The 16371-nt window shown below is 38.6% G+C and carries 17 protein-coding genes and 1 tRNA gene; 10 read left to right on the top strand and 8 right to left on the bottom strand.

What is annotated here, in order from left to right:
* The first annotated feature begins 15 nt into the window (after nucleotides 1–15).
* Nucleotides 16–1734, top strand: a complete 1719-nt coding sequence (gene yejM, locus M1E93_RS08400; RefSeq protein ID WP_004920906.1) for an LPS biosynthesis-modulating metalloenzyme YejM — start codon at nucleotides 16–18, stop codon at nucleotides 1732–1734.
* Nucleotides 1735–1807: 73 nt separating this feature from the next.
* A tRNA-Pro gene (locus M1E93_RS08395) sits at nucleotides 1808–1884 on the top strand.
* 304 nt (nucleotides 1885–2188) lie between these two features.
* On the opposite strand, the gene M1E93_RS08390 is transcribed toward M1E93_RS08395, so the two are convergent.
* The 4 genes from M1E93_RS08390 to M1E93_RS08375 all read right to left on the bottom strand — a co-directional run bounded on the left by M1E93_RS08390 (nucleotide 2189) and on the right by M1E93_RS08375 (nucleotide 5867).
* A complete protein-coding gene (locus tag M1E93_RS08390; RefSeq protein WP_004920908.1) occupies nucleotides 2189–2647 on the bottom strand; it encodes an Hsp20 family protein in 459 nt (152 codons plus the stop codon).
* Nucleotides 2648–2846: 199 nt separating this feature from the next.
* Complete coding sequence (locus M1E93_RS08385; RefSeq protein WP_376738364.1) at nucleotides 2847–3179, bottom strand: DMT family transporter; 333 nt, start codon at nucleotides 3177–3179, stop codon at nucleotides 2847–2849.
* 78 nt (nucleotides 3180–3257) lie between these two features.
* Nucleotides 3258–4568: an HdeD family acid-resistance protein gene (locus M1E93_RS08380; RefSeq protein WP_060561096.1), complete on the bottom strand. Its 1311-nt coding sequence runs from the start codon at nucleotides 4566–4568 to the stop codon at nucleotides 3258–3260.
* 27 nt (nucleotides 4569–4595) lie between these two features.
* Entirely contained in the window at nucleotides 4596–5867 is a 1272-nt protein-coding gene (locus tag M1E93_RS08375; protein ID WP_076914095.1) for an MASE1 domain-containing protein, read from the bottom strand.
* A gap of 300 nt (nucleotides 5868–6167) precedes the next feature.
* On the opposite strand from M1E93_RS08375, the gene M1E93_RS08370 reads away from it, so the two are divergent.
* Together M1E93_RS08370 and M1E93_RS08365 are read left to right on the top strand one after the other, a co-directional pair.
* Nucleotides 6168–6845: a DUF1345 domain-containing protein gene (locus M1E93_RS08370; RefSeq protein WP_014656196.1), complete on the top strand. Its 678-nt coding sequence runs from the start codon at nucleotides 6168–6170 to the stop codon at nucleotides 6843–6845.
* Nucleotides 6846–6937: 92 nt separating this feature from the next.
* Nucleotides 6938–7348 (top strand): GNAT family N-acetyltransferase, encoded by a 411-nt coding sequence (locus tag M1E93_RS08365; protein WP_004920918.1) that lies wholly within the window; start codon nucleotides 6938–6940, stop codon nucleotides 7346–7348.
* A 43-nt stretch (nucleotides 7349–7391) separates the two neighbouring features.
* Here M1E93_RS08365 and M1E93_RS08360 read toward each other — a convergent pair whose 3' ends face one another.
* Nucleotides 7392–7967, bottom strand: a complete 576-nt coding sequence (locus tag M1E93_RS08360) for a GNAT family N-acetyltransferase (RefSeq protein WP_426207265.1) — start codon at nucleotides 7965–7967, stop codon at nucleotides 7392–7394.
* Between the two features lie 214 nt (nucleotides 7968–8181).
* Here M1E93_RS08360 and M1E93_RS08355 point away from each other — a divergent pair, with 214 nt between their 5' ends.
* Complete coding sequence (locus M1E93_RS08355) at nucleotides 8182–8442, top strand: DinI-like family protein (protein ID WP_004920922.1); 261 nt, start codon at nucleotides 8182–8184, stop codon at nucleotides 8440–8442.
* 74 nt (nucleotides 8443–8516) lie between these two features.
* Here the strand turns inward: M1E93_RS08355 and M1E93_RS08350 are convergent, their stop codons facing one another.
* Nucleotides 8517–9317 (bottom strand): MipA/OmpV family protein, encoded by an 801-nt coding sequence (locus tag M1E93_RS08350; RefSeq protein ID WP_004920924.1) that lies wholly within the window; start codon nucleotides 9315–9317, stop codon nucleotides 8517–8519.
* 22 nt (nucleotides 9318–9339) lie between these two features.
* Nucleotides 9340–9582 carry a hypothetical protein gene (locus M1E93_RS08345; protein WP_004920926.1) on the bottom strand — a complete coding sequence of 81 codons (243 nt, stop codon included), beginning with the start codon at nucleotides 9580–9582 and terminating at the stop codon, nucleotides 9340–9342.
* Nucleotides 9583–9757: 175 nt separating this feature from the next.
* Between M1E93_RS08345 and M1E93_RS08340 the strand changes: the two genes are divergently transcribed.
* From M1E93_RS08340 to M1E93_RS08330, 3 genes are all read left to right on the top strand, one after another.
* Nucleotides 9758–10435, top strand: a complete 678-nt coding sequence (locus tag M1E93_RS08340; protein ID WP_014656200.1) for a response regulator — start codon at nucleotides 9758–9760, stop codon at nucleotides 10433–10435.
* Nucleotides 10425–11786, top strand: coding sequence for a sensor histidine kinase (locus M1E93_RS08335; protein ID WP_004920930.1), 1362 nt, complete (start codon nucleotides 10425–10427; stop codon nucleotides 11784–11786). The genes M1E93_RS08340 and M1E93_RS08335 overlap by 11 nt, the downstream gene beginning before the upstream one ends.
* A 98-nt stretch (nucleotides 11787–11884) precedes the next feature.
* Nucleotides 11885–12475 carry a cysteine hydrolase family protein gene (locus M1E93_RS08330; protein ID WP_004920932.1) on the top strand — a complete coding sequence of 197 codons (591 nt, stop codon included), beginning with the start codon at nucleotides 11885–11887 and terminating at the stop codon, nucleotides 12473–12475.
* Between the two features lie 9 nt (nucleotides 12476–12484).
* On the opposite strand, the gene M1E93_RS08325 is transcribed toward M1E93_RS08330, so the two are convergent.
* A complete protein-coding gene (locus tag M1E93_RS08325) occupies nucleotides 12485–13333 on the bottom strand; it encodes a D-amino-acid transaminase (protein ID WP_053109881.1) in 849 nt (282 codons plus the stop codon).
* Nucleotides 13334–13654: 321 nt separating this feature from the next.
* Between M1E93_RS08325 and M1E93_RS08320 the strand changes: the two genes are divergently transcribed.
* A complete protein-coding gene (locus M1E93_RS08320) occupies nucleotides 13655–14230 on the top strand; it encodes a DUF308 domain-containing protein (protein ID WP_004920937.1) in 576 nt (191 codons plus the stop codon).
* A 665-nt stretch (nucleotides 14231–14895) separates the two neighbouring features.
* The gene (locus M1E93_RS08315) at nucleotides 14896–16158 is read left to right on the top strand and encodes a mechanosensitive ion channel family protein (protein WP_104873555.1); all 1263 of its coding nucleotides are present in this window, start codon (nucleotides 14896–14898) and stop codon (nucleotides 16156–16158) included.
* The last annotated feature ends 213 nt before the right edge of the window (nucleotides 16159–16371 follow it).

Raw genomic sequence — 16371 nt, 5'->3', positions numbered from 1 at the left:
AATGAAATAAACAGTATGGTGACCCAGCAGCGCTACCGTGACAAAGTCTCCCAAATGATAAGTTGGGGGCACTGGTTTGCACTTTTCAATATACTGCTTAGCCTTGGGCTAAGCAGTAGCTATCTGTTTATTTTCGATTGGCCTGATACGCTAGCTGGGCGTATTTTTGCCTTCGTCAGTTGGATTGGCCATTTTAGCTTTGTCGTTTTTGCTTGCTACTTGCTCATTGTCTTTCCTCTGACCTTTATTGTGATGTCTCAGCGGCTGCTGAGGCTGATTTGTGTTGCCCTTGCCACCGTTGGCACCACATTATTACTCTTTGATATTCGGGTATTTAGCCAATTTGGCCTACACCTAACGCCACAAGTTTGGGATCTTGTCATCAACCCTGACAAAGGTGAAATGGCTCGCGAGTGGCAACTCATGTTTATCACCATCCCAATTATCTTTCTCGTTCAAATGCTATTTGCAACGTGGAGTTGGCAAAAGTTACGCAGTTTGAACAGGCAAACTTTTGGTAAGCCACTTGCGGGGATATTTATTGCGACCTTTATTATGTCGCACCTAATGTATGCATGGTCTGATGCTAATTTCTATCGCCCCATTACCATGCAGCGTTATAATTACCCGCTGTCACAACCTATGACGGCAAGGAAACTGCTTGATAAATACGGTCTGCTGGACTTATCAGAACATCAAAATCGTGTTTTCCAACAAGGTAGCCCTACTGCACTAAAAATCCAGTATCCATTAAAACCGCTCAGCTACTATGACCAAGGTATGGGTTATAACTTGCTGTTAGTTGTTGTTGATGATTTAGGCAATAAAACACAGCAAAATAGCATGTCATCGCTGAAATCATTTAAAGAGATGAGTACCGAATTCACCAACCACTATACGACGGGTTTACGTAACGATACTGCTCTCTTTGGCCTATTTTATGGTATCTCATCCAGCTATTTTGATAATATTCTTAATGAGCGGTATGCCTCTGTGCTTATCCAAGCATTGCAGAAACAAGGGTATCAATTCGGCCTATTCTCTACCGATGGCTTTAATTCCCCGCTTTTCCGTCAAGCTATCTTGGCCGATTATTCATTGCCTGCAAAAGCGGCTGATAGTGATGCACAAACAATTTCTCAGTGGGATTCCTGGTTAAAAGGTTTAAAAAATGAATCGCCTTGGTTCTCCTTCTTAAATATTAAAGGTAAACCGGGAAGTAACCAGACGGATCAACAAATCAATCAAGTAATAGAGTCACTGATACGTGATGGTCGCTTGAAAAATACGATTGTTATTATTACAGCGAATTATAATAATGCTGAACAATCTGACACAACAAACTGGTTTAGTAATAAACGTTTTGAGCGGGAAAAAATGCAGGTTCCACTGCTTATCTATTGGCCTAATACACCGAGTCAACAAATTGATAAGCTGACAAGCCACCAAGACGTATTGACGACGATTATGCAACGGTTACTGCATGTGTCTAACTCGCCTGAGGATTATAGCCAAGGGGAAGATTTATTTAGCCCAGAACGTAAATACCCGTGGGTTATTACCGGCGATGACAATGATGTAGTGATCACGACCAATAGTGCGACCCTGTATATGGATCATAACGGTCAATTTAGTATCTATGACCTGCAAGGTCGAGAAGTTAAAGACCAAAAACCTGATCTTGCACAGTTATTGAAGATTTTCACAGAGCTTAAGCGTTTTAATGAAAATTAACGTTTAAAAATCAATCAGTCGTGCAATCAATGTCTTGCTTTCATGGGGAAAATGAGTAGTATTAATCGCAGTTCGGCATGTAGCGCAGCTTGGTAGCGCACCGTCATGGGGTGTCGGGGGTCGGAGGTTCAAATCCTCTCATGCCGACCAGAATTCCCTAAGAAAACCAACCTGTTATGGTTGGTTTTTTTGTATCTAAATTTTAAGCGGGGTAAAACAGGGGTAAAAGTTTGCTTTTGGAGTCTTCAAAGTCTGGCTGTATCTTTTCCCGCCAATAGAAATAGAGACGCAACTAAAAATATTCTTTTCATCATCAATACTTTTTAATTATCAATGAGTGAATATGAGTAAATAGTTGCAACAATAAAATGCAAAAAACCCTACCAGCTGGTAGGGTTGCAGATTGAGGCTACACCTTATGTGTAGCCTAATAACCTAACTCTATATCAATTACTTAATTTTTATCTTTATTTTCTATTGCTATCAGTTGCGGTTTCTCTTCTTCCGGCAATTCATACTCAATGGCCACCGTTAAAAGCCCTCTTGATAGATCCGCTTTTTCTATCCTTACATTTTTACCTAGGTCAAACTGCAACGTAAACTGACCGTAGGATATTCCACGGTGAAGCCACTTCTCGTTATCTTCCTGAGATTTTTCTTCTCGTTTCCCTTCTACCAATAATCGACCACCTTTTAATGAAACAGTTAAATCGCTTTCTTGGTATCCAGGAACACTAACCGTAAGCTCATAATGGCTATCATCAATCTGTTTCAGATCATAGGTCTGAACCGGTGATGCAATAGGCCTGCTTCCGGTGAGTTGGCTGAATAAACGGTCTATCTGATCAAACCGATTAGATAGTAAGCTATCAGAAATTGTTGGAAATAATGAAAAAGGTTTAATGTTAGCCATAATTCCTCCTTCAGTATTAATGAGATTAAGTGGATGTACCTATCACCCATAAATATACATAGGGACGACTCATCACTTTTCAACCCTGCCAGCTCAAATTTTATAGAAAAATTTATTTTTTATTATTATCAGTCGTTTAATCGTAGTCTCTTAACGTAAAGATACAGTGCCTCCGCATACTGCTCTTGACCAGACTGGCTTAATGAATAACCGATTTTGAAAACAGTTGGATAATAATAATGCCCAATGCAATGAACCCTAGTCCAATTAATGCTGGGAGATCGAGTTTCTGTTTGTAAACAAAGAACGATAATACCGAAACAAGGAATATCCCAACTCCTGCCCATATCGCATATGCGATGCCAATATTCATACTTTTTACGACCTGCGATAAGCCATAAAAAGAGACGGCATAACCTACGATAACAATAATACTCGGCACCAAGCGGGTAAATCCATCAGACGCTTTCATCATGGTTGTCGCTGCTGTTTCAGCTAATATAGACACCATTAAGATTGCGTATACTTTCAGCATAAAGACCTCTTTGACTCATTTTGGAAGCTCATCGCTCCCTTGTTAAACAAAATAGATTATTGATTCATCATAATGCTATGACGTGCGCCGCCATGGTATGCGCTTGTACCACGGTATAGGCGCTGGATGGACGATAGCGCGTAATGCTCGTGCATAATCCATCATCAATCCTGGAGTCCAGGCCATCATCCGTGCGCGACGCCGTATCTGAGCGGCTATCCATAATTCAGGCATACAAAGTACACTTAATACTCCCAAAAAACTGCTTCTTTTCTGGATAGATAAAACCCCATCCAATGCAGCCTCTAACGCATACGCAACGCTGCTAGAGCAATTTTGATATGTCAGATTATAAACTGGGTGCTGCCGATATTTTTCCCAAAAAGTTATCAATGATGCTGGGTTATAAACCTCGAAAGTGATCCTCCTATCTGAATCACACCATTCTGAAGCTTCTGTTTGATAATCGGGTAAAAAACGCCCCGGCACATTATTAGCAGCCGTTGCCTTCAATATTCTAAAAAACTCTGAAGGAGAACGGTCAATATCTTCCGCTGGATATAAACTAATATAGATATAGGGATAAAGTTCTAATGCGGCATGCCCTGTTGAAATAACGCCATCGGCATCAACTGCGGCAATATAGCGATTAATAATTGGGCGTGGCACAGGACGCTGATTAGCAGAGCCTTCCGGTGTCCATATATGGACCGTTAAAACTGAGTTAGGATCTATTTTTTGCTTCAAAGTATCTGCCGTTGAAGCCGTCGTATTCGTTGCGGTAGCGCCTGTCTTTTTAAATGACATAGGCCTCGGACGCATAAGCTCAAATATTGCTGTTCCCCGCCGAATATAACGTGCGCGCAATGCAATTCGCAAACAACCTAAACCACTTCCTATCATTAAAAATCCGAGAAAAAAGGAGATAGTGGCTTGATGATGCGTAAACAGAAAGAATGCAAAAAATATTTCAATTCCTCCCCATATCATGACCAATTGCCATCCGGGGAAACGAACAACCCATGCAGACACGACCACAAATAAACCAGTAAAAAAGTAAGCAAAGCCAAACATTGCTGATAGCAGTACATTACTAAATTTTTGATTGATTAATATAACCAGTGCGCAAAACAGAAATAGGCAACCTTTAAAAAAGAGTATTGCTTTTTGGGTACCAACCCCACTCGAAGCGACACTTAATGTCACCAAACTTTCTAGTAATAATAACAAACCAAAGAGATGTATCGGGAAGAAAGCATTCCCATCAAGGCCATCAATAAAAATAAAAATACCCATCAAACACCAAAGGCTCCCTATACCCCAAAGGTAATGAGCTTTTCCTCTGATGAACTCCGCACCAAAGAGTAATAATGCAATTTGTAGCATCACCTATCCCTTGTTATGACCTCAATTTCAAGAAACTTCACTTGAAATAAACCAATTACCAACAACCATCATGGGATCGCTGCTACCAAAAAATACACTGCCACGATCTTCTATCGTCCACCAGTGGCCATCGCTATCCGCAAAACGAAATAGTATTGTGGGAAGAACAGCATGATGCTGCTGTGAATACCAATGCTGATTAAGTTTTTCCTGATCCTCAGGATGAATGGCCTCGATAAGCTGCTTAATATTGGAACATGCAGTAATATCTGTATCAGGAATACCGTTATTTGAGTTTCCCCATTCAATCGTTCCATCGTTTAAATTCAATTGATAAACAAGATGCTGTCGAGTATAGATGCCTTGATTTTCATCGATCCGTTGAGTGCTACGCGTCACAACGCGCAAAAATACCATTAATAGCGATATTACTGTCAAATAACCTTGAATAAGCCAAAGAGACTCATGACGAAACAAGCCGTGAAGATAAAAAGGCCCTTGTCGATTACTGGTATAATAGATAGTGATAGTGGCAAGCACTAATAATGCTAATGACCCCCCACGGTTCCCCCAGAGCAAGGATAAAATAACGGCAAATAAAACAGGGATACACAGCAAAGATAGCCGAATAAGATTACGTTGATGGTGGAAATAGGCGTTATACAGTTGTATTGCACTATCATTAAATATCAAGATAGTACTCATAATCAGTAAGCCAAGAACGATGACGCCCCAAATTAAATGCATCCGCAAATTAGTTATCGTTTTAAATCGGGTATTTATTAACCCCATCATCACTGTTGTAGCAAATATATTCCCCGTAATATCAGCAATAAATCCATCCCAAAAGATATTTTTAATCGAAGTATGATCCAACCAATACATGCTGACCGAAAACAATACCGCATCTAACAAACTGACGATGATGATGGTAAATAGCCATAATAAGATAATATGCAAATCATCATCTTGATGGGCATATTTGCGTACAATCCAAGCAATAATAATGCAGGAAAGTACCCCTAAAATAGAGTAAAGAACTGAAATTAGAATAGCTTCACTATCAAAGCCATCTAAAAAAAGATTTAACACAATGAAGCCAAATAACAATATTGGCCATTGGCGTTTATGCATACATAGAAATGCCGTCGTTGCTACTCCGGCAGGAAACCAGACAACGGAAATTTCAGCGTTAGGTGGCGTGAGAATTTCTGAAATCTCACCTGTCACATAATAAAGCAACAGCCAGCCTATTATGGCAACGAATGGCATTTTCTGTGATAACAGAGATGTTTTCATATATTATCTCAGGCTCAGTAAAAGTTATCTCTGGTGTTTCTCAATAAAAAAAGAACAAATCCCCTTTTCGCTGGCAAAAAATAGCAAAATTAGAGCCTCAGGTATAGTAATTACACTGATTTATTATGTTCGATAGTATCTTAATCATACCTCACTTAATAACGAAATATCGCAAAAACTGCGCCGCGACAACGCACCTATCGTGCAAAGGTTTCCATCATAGTGCAATTTACTTAGAACAAATATACAACTATTTGATATAGTGAATATTATTTTTCTATTCTGTTGAAGGTTTAGTCGATGTTACGTTACCCTGCTCATATTACACATATTCTCCGTCATGCATTTCGTTCACGGCCTCGCTTTATTATCTCTTTGCTTGTTGCATTGACTACCTTTTTCGCTCTGTTGCCATATCAAGGCACTATGATGTGTTTGATCCTAAGTTGGAACGCCTTTGCTTGGATCTATTTACTTTTTCTCTTTGCTCGAATTATTAATCATAAAGTCAAAGATATACGCAAAATAACCAGAGTTGAGGATGAAAGTGCGCGTATGGTTATATTTTTTCTCGTCGCGGGCTGTTGTGTCAGTTTATTGGTGTTATTTTTTGCGTTAGGGGGCCATGGCGATTTTTCGCAAGATGATAAATTTGTTTCTTATGCACTAACGGCTTCAACACTGATTTCTTCGTGGTTACTGCTTCCTACCGGCTTTACCATGCACTATGCACATTTGTATTACAGTAATTCAGATAAACAACAGCCATGGTTGCGGTTTCCTGATAAATTGCTTGAGCCGAGTTATTCCGATTTTATGTATTTCTCTTTTACTATTGCCGTCGCGTCACAAACAGCGGATGTTGAAGTTGCCTCAACTCCTATGCGTCGTGCGGTATTGCTACAGTCCGTTATTTCTTTTATTTTTAACATGGCAATCTTAGGGTTATGTATCAATATCTCGGCAAGTTTTTTCTAACGTTAATGAGGCTTATTTTCACGCCGTCTGAATCAGTTACACGCTAATAGCACAAAGACAGCGGCATGATAATTATTAAAAAGGAACAATGATTGGATTATTTTCGACTCGCCACACCACAAGATATCGAAGCACTGAAACACATTGATAGCGTAGCGACTGCTGAACGAGCCCAAAATATTCAGCAATGGGTTAATGAGAAGAATTGCTATCTCATCGAACGCCAGAGCCAAATTATTGCCTATGGCGTTTTACATTACCGCTTTTTTGGATGTGGATTTATTGAAATGTTGATGGTTGATAGCGAATTTCGGCGACAAGGCATAGGCTCACAGTTAATAGAACAGCTTAAATTAACTTGTGTGACTCCAAAACTATTCACCTCAACCAATCAATCAAATGTTTCCATGCAAAGATTACTCGCGAATGCTCAGTTTATTTCGAGTGGAATAATAGAGAACCTTGACGAAGGCGATCCTGAATTGATCTATTTTTACCGATGAACACCTTCTACCACTGAGCAAACATAATGTTTAATTTAAAACCTTATAACAAAGAAGCGTGCATCACTACATTTGTCAATTTTTCATTAAATTGCTGATAGGTTTGCGGGTTTATCTTTGTTGGATAACTTAAAATTGCCAATTGATGCGGTGCATATTCAGGATGATAACTTGGATGGGCATGTTGATATTCATTTTGCTTAAAGCCGCAATGGTGGTAAAAACGCAGCCTTTTCTCACTAATTTCATCGATAACAGGGTCGATTTCCAGAATAACCCGACTCACTTGTTCACAGAAGCCGCTTAGCACTTTTTGACCGTATCCCTTTCCCCGTAAATTAGGCGATATAGCAAGGTGTTCAATATAAAAATAATCACCAATTTTCCAACTTCCTACAAAACCAATAAAAACACCTTCATCAGAAAAAGAGTACAAATAATAATCTTTATGTTTAAGTATACTTTGTCGTCCTTGATAACTTCTTTTTTCATAAGCTGGGAATGACAAATCGTAGAGGCCATTGACCTTTTCTATTTCTATCGAATCTTTCTCTGTTAATCTCGTGACGGTCAGCATTAAACTAAAATCCATTATTTTACAAACAAACCCTGTTAGCATACCTATTATCTATTACTCGGCAACTGATTTTCACTTTCTCTTGGGGTAAGAAGCTAATATAATCATTTGTTTTTCATAGATAAAAATAGATAATTACCTCTTAAGGATAACAATCCTTTGGTCTTTTAAAAAATATTATCATTCTGATATTGACTTTATCCCTCTCTCAATCTAAAAATACTGTATATGAATACAGTGTTAGGTAGAGGCGATTATGTTACGCATTGAGATTTTATTTGATAAAAATGCACCACAAAAACCTAGTGATATTATCTTGCAAGCACTTGAAACTGAAATTACTCGTAAACTTAGCCCACAATATCCAGACATGATAACGCGGGTTGCTTTTAGCTCTAGCCAGCGAATTAATATTTCAGGCACCAAACTTGCGCAAGATAAGGCTCGTATTGAAGAGATATTAGAGGAAATTTGGCTGGACGATGGCTGGATCCCTGAACAAAATTCAATGGATTAGGCATGTGGTCAATTAAAGGAATGTCTGGCTAAATTAGCTCAGCATTCCTTTGCCACTATCTAAAATAATACGTTTTAAAAAGTGTATTTTATTCCAGCTAAACCAACCCATCCTAAACGCTGCTCAGTAAGCGTGCTTTTCGCAGCATCTCCAACTAGGTAATAAGCACCAACGCCAGTATAAAGCGCGGTGTCTTCATTTAGGTTATAATTTAATATGGCACCACCGTGAATATCTTTAAAGCCACTTCCCGCGTCATATTCATTAAAGCGTGAGCGACTTGCCTGCTGTTTTGATACGCCAAAATAAGCTTGATTATAAGCTTTATTTCCCCAGACCGTCGCTAACGTATATTCAATATCCCACTTGCTATTTATTTGGTAATTACCAATACCACCGATTTCAACGTTCACTGTTCTACCAATATTTCGCCCCCCATAGTGGCGATCTTTGGTTGCCATGTCTGCTGAAACATAAAGCTGGTAGTTATTGATTGAGTAGTTGACTGTGGCTCCTACGGTCATTGAACCATCTAAATCGCCCATCCCTTTGAGATCTTCATTTTTATTGCCCAAAATCCCTATTTTTTCATCTCGTCCGGCATCATAGCCAATTCGGCTAGAAAACGTGAAGTTATCTGTTAAACCAATTGCCCATTCCGCCCCTTCTAATCCAATACTAAATACACCATAATCATCGGATATATAGCCATAGTTAATATCAACTGTCGGTGAAAATAGGTATTTATTGGATCCCTCATAAGCGGGCATTACTGAGCCACCAGCTCCTAATATCAGCATAGTTTCCCCTGCCATGACAGCACTATAGGGTAATAATGCCGCAACCAAGGTTACCGCTGAACACAATTGTTTCATTAGAAGTTTCCTATCTTATTTATTAATAAATTTTCTGCCTAATAAACGTTTTGATTTCCTTCATCGGATTAGTACCATTCTTTACTTCTTTAGTGATTTTCTCATTTGCAATGCAACTTTTTATTTTTGTACAAGCATGAATTTCGTTTATTGAAACCGCTGGAAATAACCTTTCCTTCGGCAAATTAAAATTTTTCCCTATTAAAATCATTGAGATAAAAATAACCGTAACGAAAGCTGTGCTCTCAATAAGTTGTAATTTCATTTTAGTTATTCCTATAACTGCAAAGACGTTAAAATAATAATCTTATTACTCATTCATACCTTAAAAATGGGTTAAACAAACCTTAAGGCTTTATTAAATCTCACGTTGAATTGACCTTGATTATATTGTCGGAAAAATGTTGCCTGCTTATACTGCTCGCCAGAGAGGTGATAAAATGAATATTCTATTAGTCGAAGATGATCTCCAATTAGGCAAAGCACTCTGCCGTGGCTTAGAACTTGCAGGTTTTAATCCACTTTGGGTACGGTTACTTTCGGATGCTAAACAACAACTCAATTCCCGTAATTTTGATCTCATGCTCCTAGACTTAGGATTGCCTGATGGTGATGGTAATGAGGAATTAATCGCATGGCGCCGCTCAGGCCAATCAATACCGATTATTATTTTGACCGCACGTAATCAGATGGATAATTTAGTAACCAGTCTAGATTCTGGTGCCGATGACTTTTTAACCAAGCCATTTGCCATGCCAGAGTTAATTTCTCGTGTAAAAGCGGTCAGCCGCCGTATGGCAGGTTTTTCATCGGAAATTTGGCAATTGGATAATCTGCAATTAAATCCAATCAATCACCAAGTGCTCTTAAATGATCAGCTTTTGCTACTATCAGGCAAAGAGTATCAACTTTTATATGAATTAGTGAAAAATGCCGATAATGTAGTTCGCAAGGCCGATCTTGAACAGCGCCTATTTGGTTTCGATGATAAAATAGAAAGTAATTCGCTTGAGGTACATATTCACAACTTACGACGCAAGATAGGTAAAGATCGCATTATCACTATCCGCGGCATTGGTTATTTACTTAAAAAAGAAGCTCAGCCAAGTGAAAGTTAAATCCTTTTTTATTTACACCTTTTTCTTACAGATAAGCTCAGTGGTTTTACTGTGGGGGCTGCTCGTTGGCTGGCTACAATTTTTTTATTTACCTAGCATTGATGATGATTTTAACCGGCAACAACAAATTGTTACCAAAGGCTTTGCTGATACTTTAGGCGCCGTTACCAATAATCCTGAATATTTTGATCGTATCGCCACCTCATTACAAAAAATGTATACCGATGCGATGGAAAATGGCTTGGAAGTCTCCTATAAGCCTTTTGTTGTGATCCGTAATCAACATGGTGAAGTGCTATACCGTAATAGCGATAAAATTAATATAACTGACAATATTACGTTCAATGAATTACAAGCACAGCAACCAAATTGGCACTTTACTGTGTCATGGAATGACGCGCACACCATTGAGGTGATCCTTGGTGAATCCTATTTTGACCGTAAATCAATAATTGGCAGCCCTGCAGAAGGCACCGCAATACCTTTATTATTTATATTAGGTATCATGCTAATCGCTATTATTGTCACCGCTTATTTCAGTTTGCGACCACTCAGACAAGCTGCAACTATAATCTCCAGCCGTAAGCCGGGGAATTTGACGCCAATTGAAGTCAAAGAGCAATATAAAGAAATCCGCCCTATTATTACTGCTATCAATAATCTCATGTTGCGGGTCGATGCCGCCAACCAGCGCGAAAAACGTTTTATGGCAGATGCCGCCCATGAACTCCGAACCCCTATCGCTGCTGTGATTGCACAATTGCATTTATTGATGCAAATAGACAATGTCAAAGAGAGGGAGGAGATTGTCAAAGATATGCAAGCCGCTTTAAATCGGGCAGCTTCATTGTCTCACCAACTTATTGATTTAGCACGCTTAGAAGCTGAAGACTTTTCTGTCAATAAAGAGCAAATTAATATACCTACTTTAATTTCCCATATCACTTCATCACATGTTCCCCATGCGATTAGCCAAGATATCGATATTGAATTACAAAGTCCTGATAATGTTTTTATTACCACCGATAAACTTGCATTGACCACTATTTTTACCAACTTGCTGGAAAACGCGATTAAATATAGTGACAAAAAAGGCAAAATTAAGATCACCATTAGAGATTTAAGTCCGTTCGGTGCCACTATAACCGTGCAAGATAATGGTCGAGGGATCCCTGAAGAAAGTCGCCAACTTATCTTTTCACGTTTTTATCGTGTACCCGGAACAATGGAAACAGGAAGTGGCCTTGGGCTTTCCATTGTCCATAATCTTGCGACAAAAATTGATGCGACTATCCGAGTGACAGATGGGTTAGATAAGAAAGGTGTTGGATTTATTATTGATTTACCTTAATAATAATTTTGCCATTAAGATCATAGAGCTTAGACCGTTTTTTGGGCTATAATTTAATTCTATAAGTCTTTTTACTTATTTTGTTAAAGGGAAGGCTCATGTCTCAAGCATTAATTATTATCGATCTCATTGAAGATATTATAGGTAAGAATGGATTATCAAATACCAGTTACCTACAAGCGCAAGAACGTCATGTTGTTGAGAACGCTAATCAAGCGGCTGCTTTTGCACGTAGCCACAACATCCCTGTTATTTGGGTCAAGGTTGGGTTTGCTGATGATTATCAAGATATCCCAGCAGGCTCTCCGATGTTTCACCGTGCAAAACAGCTTAACGCATTAAAATTAAGTAGTTCTGGTTGTCATTGGGTTAAAGATCTTGATGTACAGCTCCGAGACCTCATTATGATTAAAAAAGGCGTTAGTGCATTTACTGGAAATCAACTTGCACATTGGTTACAAGAAAATCATATTAAACAGGTTATTTTTGGCGGAGTGAGTTCACTACTCGCAATTCAAAGCAGCGCTCGCCAAGCCCATGATCTTGGTTATCAAGTTACCGTCATTGATGAACTTTGTGCAGCAGCAAGCTTAGAGTTGCATCAACAAAGTATGCAAGCATTACAAGGAATGGCCACCGTTTCTTCACTCTCAGAATTTTTGCAAGGAAACGTCAAACCATCCTACTGATTATTGTTTTTATAGTGCTAACATTTTCTGGATATAAATATCGCGAAGCCGGAGTGCTAACTGCCCTGGCTTGCCCCCAGCAATTTTCTGCCCATCAATTTCAATCACCGGCCAAACAAGTGTTGTTGATGAAGTAATAAACGCTTCCTTAGCAGTTATTGCCTCTTCAATGGTAAATGCACTTTCTTCAACCGCTAAGTTTTGTTCTTGCGCAAGGGTTAAAATGGCTTGCCTTGTAATGCCGGGCAATATTTCATGGCTTAAGCTACGTGTTTTAATTTTATTTTCAGCGGTGATAATAAAAAAATTGCTGGAACTGCCCTCTGTTATAAAACCATCTTTGACAAAAAGGGCATCTTCAACTCCCTGAGAGCGGGCATATTCTTTTGCTAAACATGCTGCAAGTAATGCAACTGTTTTAATATCACAACGCTGCCAACGAATATCCTCAAATGTCACAACTCTAATCCCTGTTTTTACACGAGGGTTCTCAATAATAGATACCTGCTGAGCAAAAAGAACCAATGTTGGGGGGATCGTTTTATCAGGAAATAAGAAATTACGTTGCCCTGCATTTCCACGTGTTAATTGTAAATAGATGAGGCCTTCAGTGAGGTTATTTTTTTCAATAAGTTGCCGATGAATATCAAATAATACATCCTCTGTATAAGGTAGTGCTAATTCCAATTCATGACATGACCGTTTTAACCTTGCTATATGGTTTTTAAAATCAATTAACTTCCCGTTAATGACAGCTGTTACCTCATATACAGCATCGGCAAATAAAAACCCACGGTCAAAAATTGATATCGAGGCCTGCTCCTCTGGGATAAACCGCCCATTGATATAAGTCATCATAGCGTTACTTTTCCTTTTCAAATTGCACACACCAAGTTATGTGATGAAATAGAGATCGACAGCCATGCCACACAATAAAAACGTCATTGTTGCAACAAAATCCATTTTAGACGCTCATTAATTGAGTGTTTTTTATTGATGAATATTAATGTGAGATCAAAATTCATCACTTTTAGATTGATTCTCTAGTATTAACAATAGTCATTGTTGTTATTTTTGTGAAATAGCTATTGAACTAAATGCTAATGCCCTATATTTTTAAAATTAATACAAATCAACCCCGTCAACTACTCTTTATTTGACATAAGGGAGAGCCTTATCATGCTTAATATCAATCCAGATCAACTTAAAAACCTTGCAGAGTCACAATTAAAAGGTCATAGAACGATTATTTATCTCGTTGCCTTATTATTGCTCATTGGGGGGATTGTCTGTATTACTAATCCGCTTGTATCTGGGATCGTATTCAGTTCTTTCATTGGCGTGGTGTTATTAGTCAGTGGCGTAGCCGTTATTTTGAATATTTTCTTCAACCGACTCTACGCGAATATGTCTATTTTATTCAGTTTAATCGTCGGTATCGCCTACCTTATTTTAGGTTATGCGTTCCTCTCAGACCCACTACAAAGCTTGTTATTTCTCGCCATTTTTGTCGCTATTTTATTTATTTTCGGCGGGGTCATTCGGATCTACGCAGGTACTAAGCTGTTTAGTTCAGCAGCCGGAATGATGAATATTTTGATTGGTATTTTAGATTTTATCATCGCCTATATGCTACTAAGCGGAAATGCTCAAACTTCCATCACCCTATTAACCCTGTTTATTGGTATTGAATTGCTCTTTAGCTCTTTCACCCTGTTCCTACTGGCTGGGGCCTTAAAAAGCACCAATAAATAGCCCATGATTGATGGCGAGTTTCCCCCTGTTACCTACCTAACAAACTCGCCATCAAATATTTTTTAAAAAATAAAATAATATTTAATCCAAGCTTGACTTTCCTTTTCCAATAGTTAAAATGCCATCAAGTGATCTAGATCACACTTTAACATTTGGAGTTCCCATGCATACCCTTAAAGAATTTATTAGTGATGTTCAAGAAGTTATTGAATTACTTGCTAAACGTTTTATGTAAGACAGCGCATATTTTATTACCTCATCTTTAGCGTTCTGTGCATATTTTTTTGCAATACAGCCTTAACTCATTAAGGCTGTTTTTTTATCCAACAATAGCGTTAATCACAGTTGCCCCCATATCACCGATTCCTCTACTTAGTCACCATAAATAACTAAATGAGATATGCCGCCTATTGACGAGCCATATCTTGTCAATACAGTCAGCCGTTTTTATTACCTGCTAATTAAGCCTCTATAGGTTTATTTAAGGCTCACATTTCGCTTTAAACGCATATTTTCGGCTTATATTTTTGGCTATCTTAGATTGTTTCGCTATTATGGGTGAGTTTTGGTTAAATTTATGTTACTATCTATAAGTTGTCTATAAAGTGGAAAATTGAACTAAAGCATCTTTCAGCACAATGGATGCCAATAAAGAAGGAGAACACATGCAGCAGCAACTGCTAGACTGGGTACGCCAGTTCAACCAAGATTATGCCGAAATTGCTTCACTGTTAATCGTATTAGGCTTAATTCTTGTTGTCGCCTTAATTTTGCATTTTATTCTGCACAAAATTATCCTTCCTCGGATAGAGAAAAGTGGTCAGAAAAAAGGCAGTGGCTGGCAACGTCAATTAACCCAGTTTAATCTATTTAATCGCATTGCGTTTGTTATCCAAGGTGTTGTCGTCAACATCCAAGCCGTTCTATGGCTTCATTCAGGCTCTACCGCACAACAGATATTAAGTGTTGCTTCACAGGCTTGGTGCTTACTGTTTGGGTTACTTACGTTTTTCTCTATTCTCGATATTTTGCTTAGCGTATTACAGCGCGCCGCAAAAACAGCTCACCTGCCGTTACGTGGGATCTTCCAAAGCGTAAAACTTATCGCATCCGTACTCATTGCAATTATGATCATTGCACTGCTAATCGGAAAATCCCCTCTGATCCTACTCAGTGGATTAGGTGCAATGACGGCGGTCATGATGTTGGTCTTTAAAGACCCAATCATGGGGTTAGTCGCAGGGATCCAACTCTCTGCAAACAATATGGTTAACATTGGCGATTGGCTTGAAATGCCTAAATATGGCGCCGATGGTGCTGTCACCGACATTGGTTTAACAACCGTTAAAGTGCGTAACTGGGATAACACTGTTACAACTATTCCAACTTATGCCTTGATTTCAGACTCATTCAAAAACTGGAAAGGGATGACTGAATCAGGGGGGCGTCGTATTAAACGTAGTATTCGCCTAGATACCACGAGTATCCATTTTCTTGACCAAGAGCAGATTGACTCTTTAGTTAAGGCGAATCTTTTAGAGCCCTACATTGGTGATAAAATTTCTGAAATTAAAGTCTTTAACTCGTCTATTCCCGAAGATAGAGTGACACCACTTAACCAGCGTAGGCTAACCAATATTGGTACTTTCCGTGCCTATGTTGAAGCTTATTTGAAGGCACATCCTAAAATCCATAAAAATATGACAATTATGGTAAGGCAGCTTGAATCTGACTCAAATGGGTTACCTATTGAAATTTATGCCTTTACCAATACCACTGTTTGGGTTGAGTATGAAGGGATCCAATCTGATATCTTTGACCATATTTTCTCCATTCTGCCACAGTTTGAACTGCGCGTTCACCAGTCACCAACAGGCACAGATATGCGAGCTATCGGTCAAACAGTCACTGGATCTAATACCCAATAGTGATTAATTAAGTTAATTTATGGTATTACAACTTAGGTAGTAGTTTTTAAGAGGGGGAAACCCCTCTTTTCCTCTATTTCTCTCACCTCCCTATATAAATAGTCACATAACGATAGATAATTTAAATGCGACTATCCCCTCTAGATAATAGAAAAAATCCTTTAAAAATTAATGTGATAATAATTAATTTCCTCTAATTTATCAGGGATATTG

It is taken from the genome of Providencia sp. PROV272, from assembly GCF_049901975.1.
Taxonomy (GTDB): Bacteria; Pseudomonadota; Gammaproteobacteria; order Enterobacterales; family Enterobacteriaceae; genus Providencia; species Providencia stuartii.
Note: the sequence above shows the minus strand (reverse complement) of the source record. Positions and strands in the feature narration are given on the sequence as shown.

Bases quoted from the DNA above. Each gene is read 5' to 3' on its own strand.
- M1E93_RS08370 (WP_014656196.1), top strand. From the start codon at position 6,168: ATGTTACGTTACCCTGCTCATATTACACATATTCTCCGTCATGCATTT.
- M1E93_RS08315 (WP_104873555.1), top strand. From the start codon at position 14,896: ATGCAGCAGCAACTGCTAGACTGGGTACGCCAGTTCAACCAAGATTAT.
- M1E93_RS08375 (WP_076914095.1), bottom strand. From the start codon at position 5,867: ATGAAAACATCTCTGTTATCACAGAAAATGCCATTCGTTGCCATAATA.
- M1E93_RS08345 (WP_004920926.1), bottom strand. From the start codon at position 9,582: ATGAAATTACAACTTATTGAGAGCACAGCTTTCGTTACGGTTATTTTT.
- M1E93_RS08390 (WP_004920908.1), bottom strand. From the start codon at position 2,647: ATGGCTAACATTAAACCTTTTTCATTATTTCCAACAATTTCTGATAGC.
- M1E93_RS08330 (WP_004920932.1), top strand. From the start codon at position 11,885: ATGTCTCAAGCATTAATTATTATCGATCTCATTGAAGATATTATAGGT.
- M1E93_RS08355 (WP_004920922.1), top strand. From the start codon at position 8,182: ATGTTACGCATTGAGATTTTATTTGATAAAAATGCACCACAAAAACCT.
- M1E93_RS08340 (WP_014656200.1), top strand. From the start codon at position 9,758: ATGAATATTCTATTAGTCGAAGATGATCTCCAATTAGGCAAAGCACTC.
- M1E93_RS08380 (WP_060561096.1), bottom strand. From the start codon at position 4,568: ATGCTACAAATTGCATTATTACTCTTTGGTGCGGAGTTCATCAGAGGA.
- M1E93_RS08350 (WP_004920924.1), bottom strand. From the start codon at position 9,317: ATGAAACAATTGTGTTCAGCGGTAACCTTGGTTGCGGCATTATTACCC.
- M1E93_RS08325 (WP_053109881.1), bottom strand. From the start codon at position 13,333: ATGATGACTTATATCAATGGGCGGTTTATCCCAGAGGAGCAGGCCTCG.
- yejM (WP_004920906.1), top strand. From the start codon at position 16: ATGGTGACCCAGCAGCGCTACCGTGACAAAGTCTCCCAAATGATAAGT.
- M1E93_RS08320 (WP_004920937.1), top strand. From the start codon at position 13,655: ATGCTTAATATCAATCCAGATCAACTTAAAAACCTTGCAGAGTCACAA.
- M1E93_RS08360 (WP_426207265.1), bottom strand. From the start codon at position 7,967: ATGCTAACAGGGTTTGTTTGTAAAATAATGGATTTTAGTTTAATGCTG.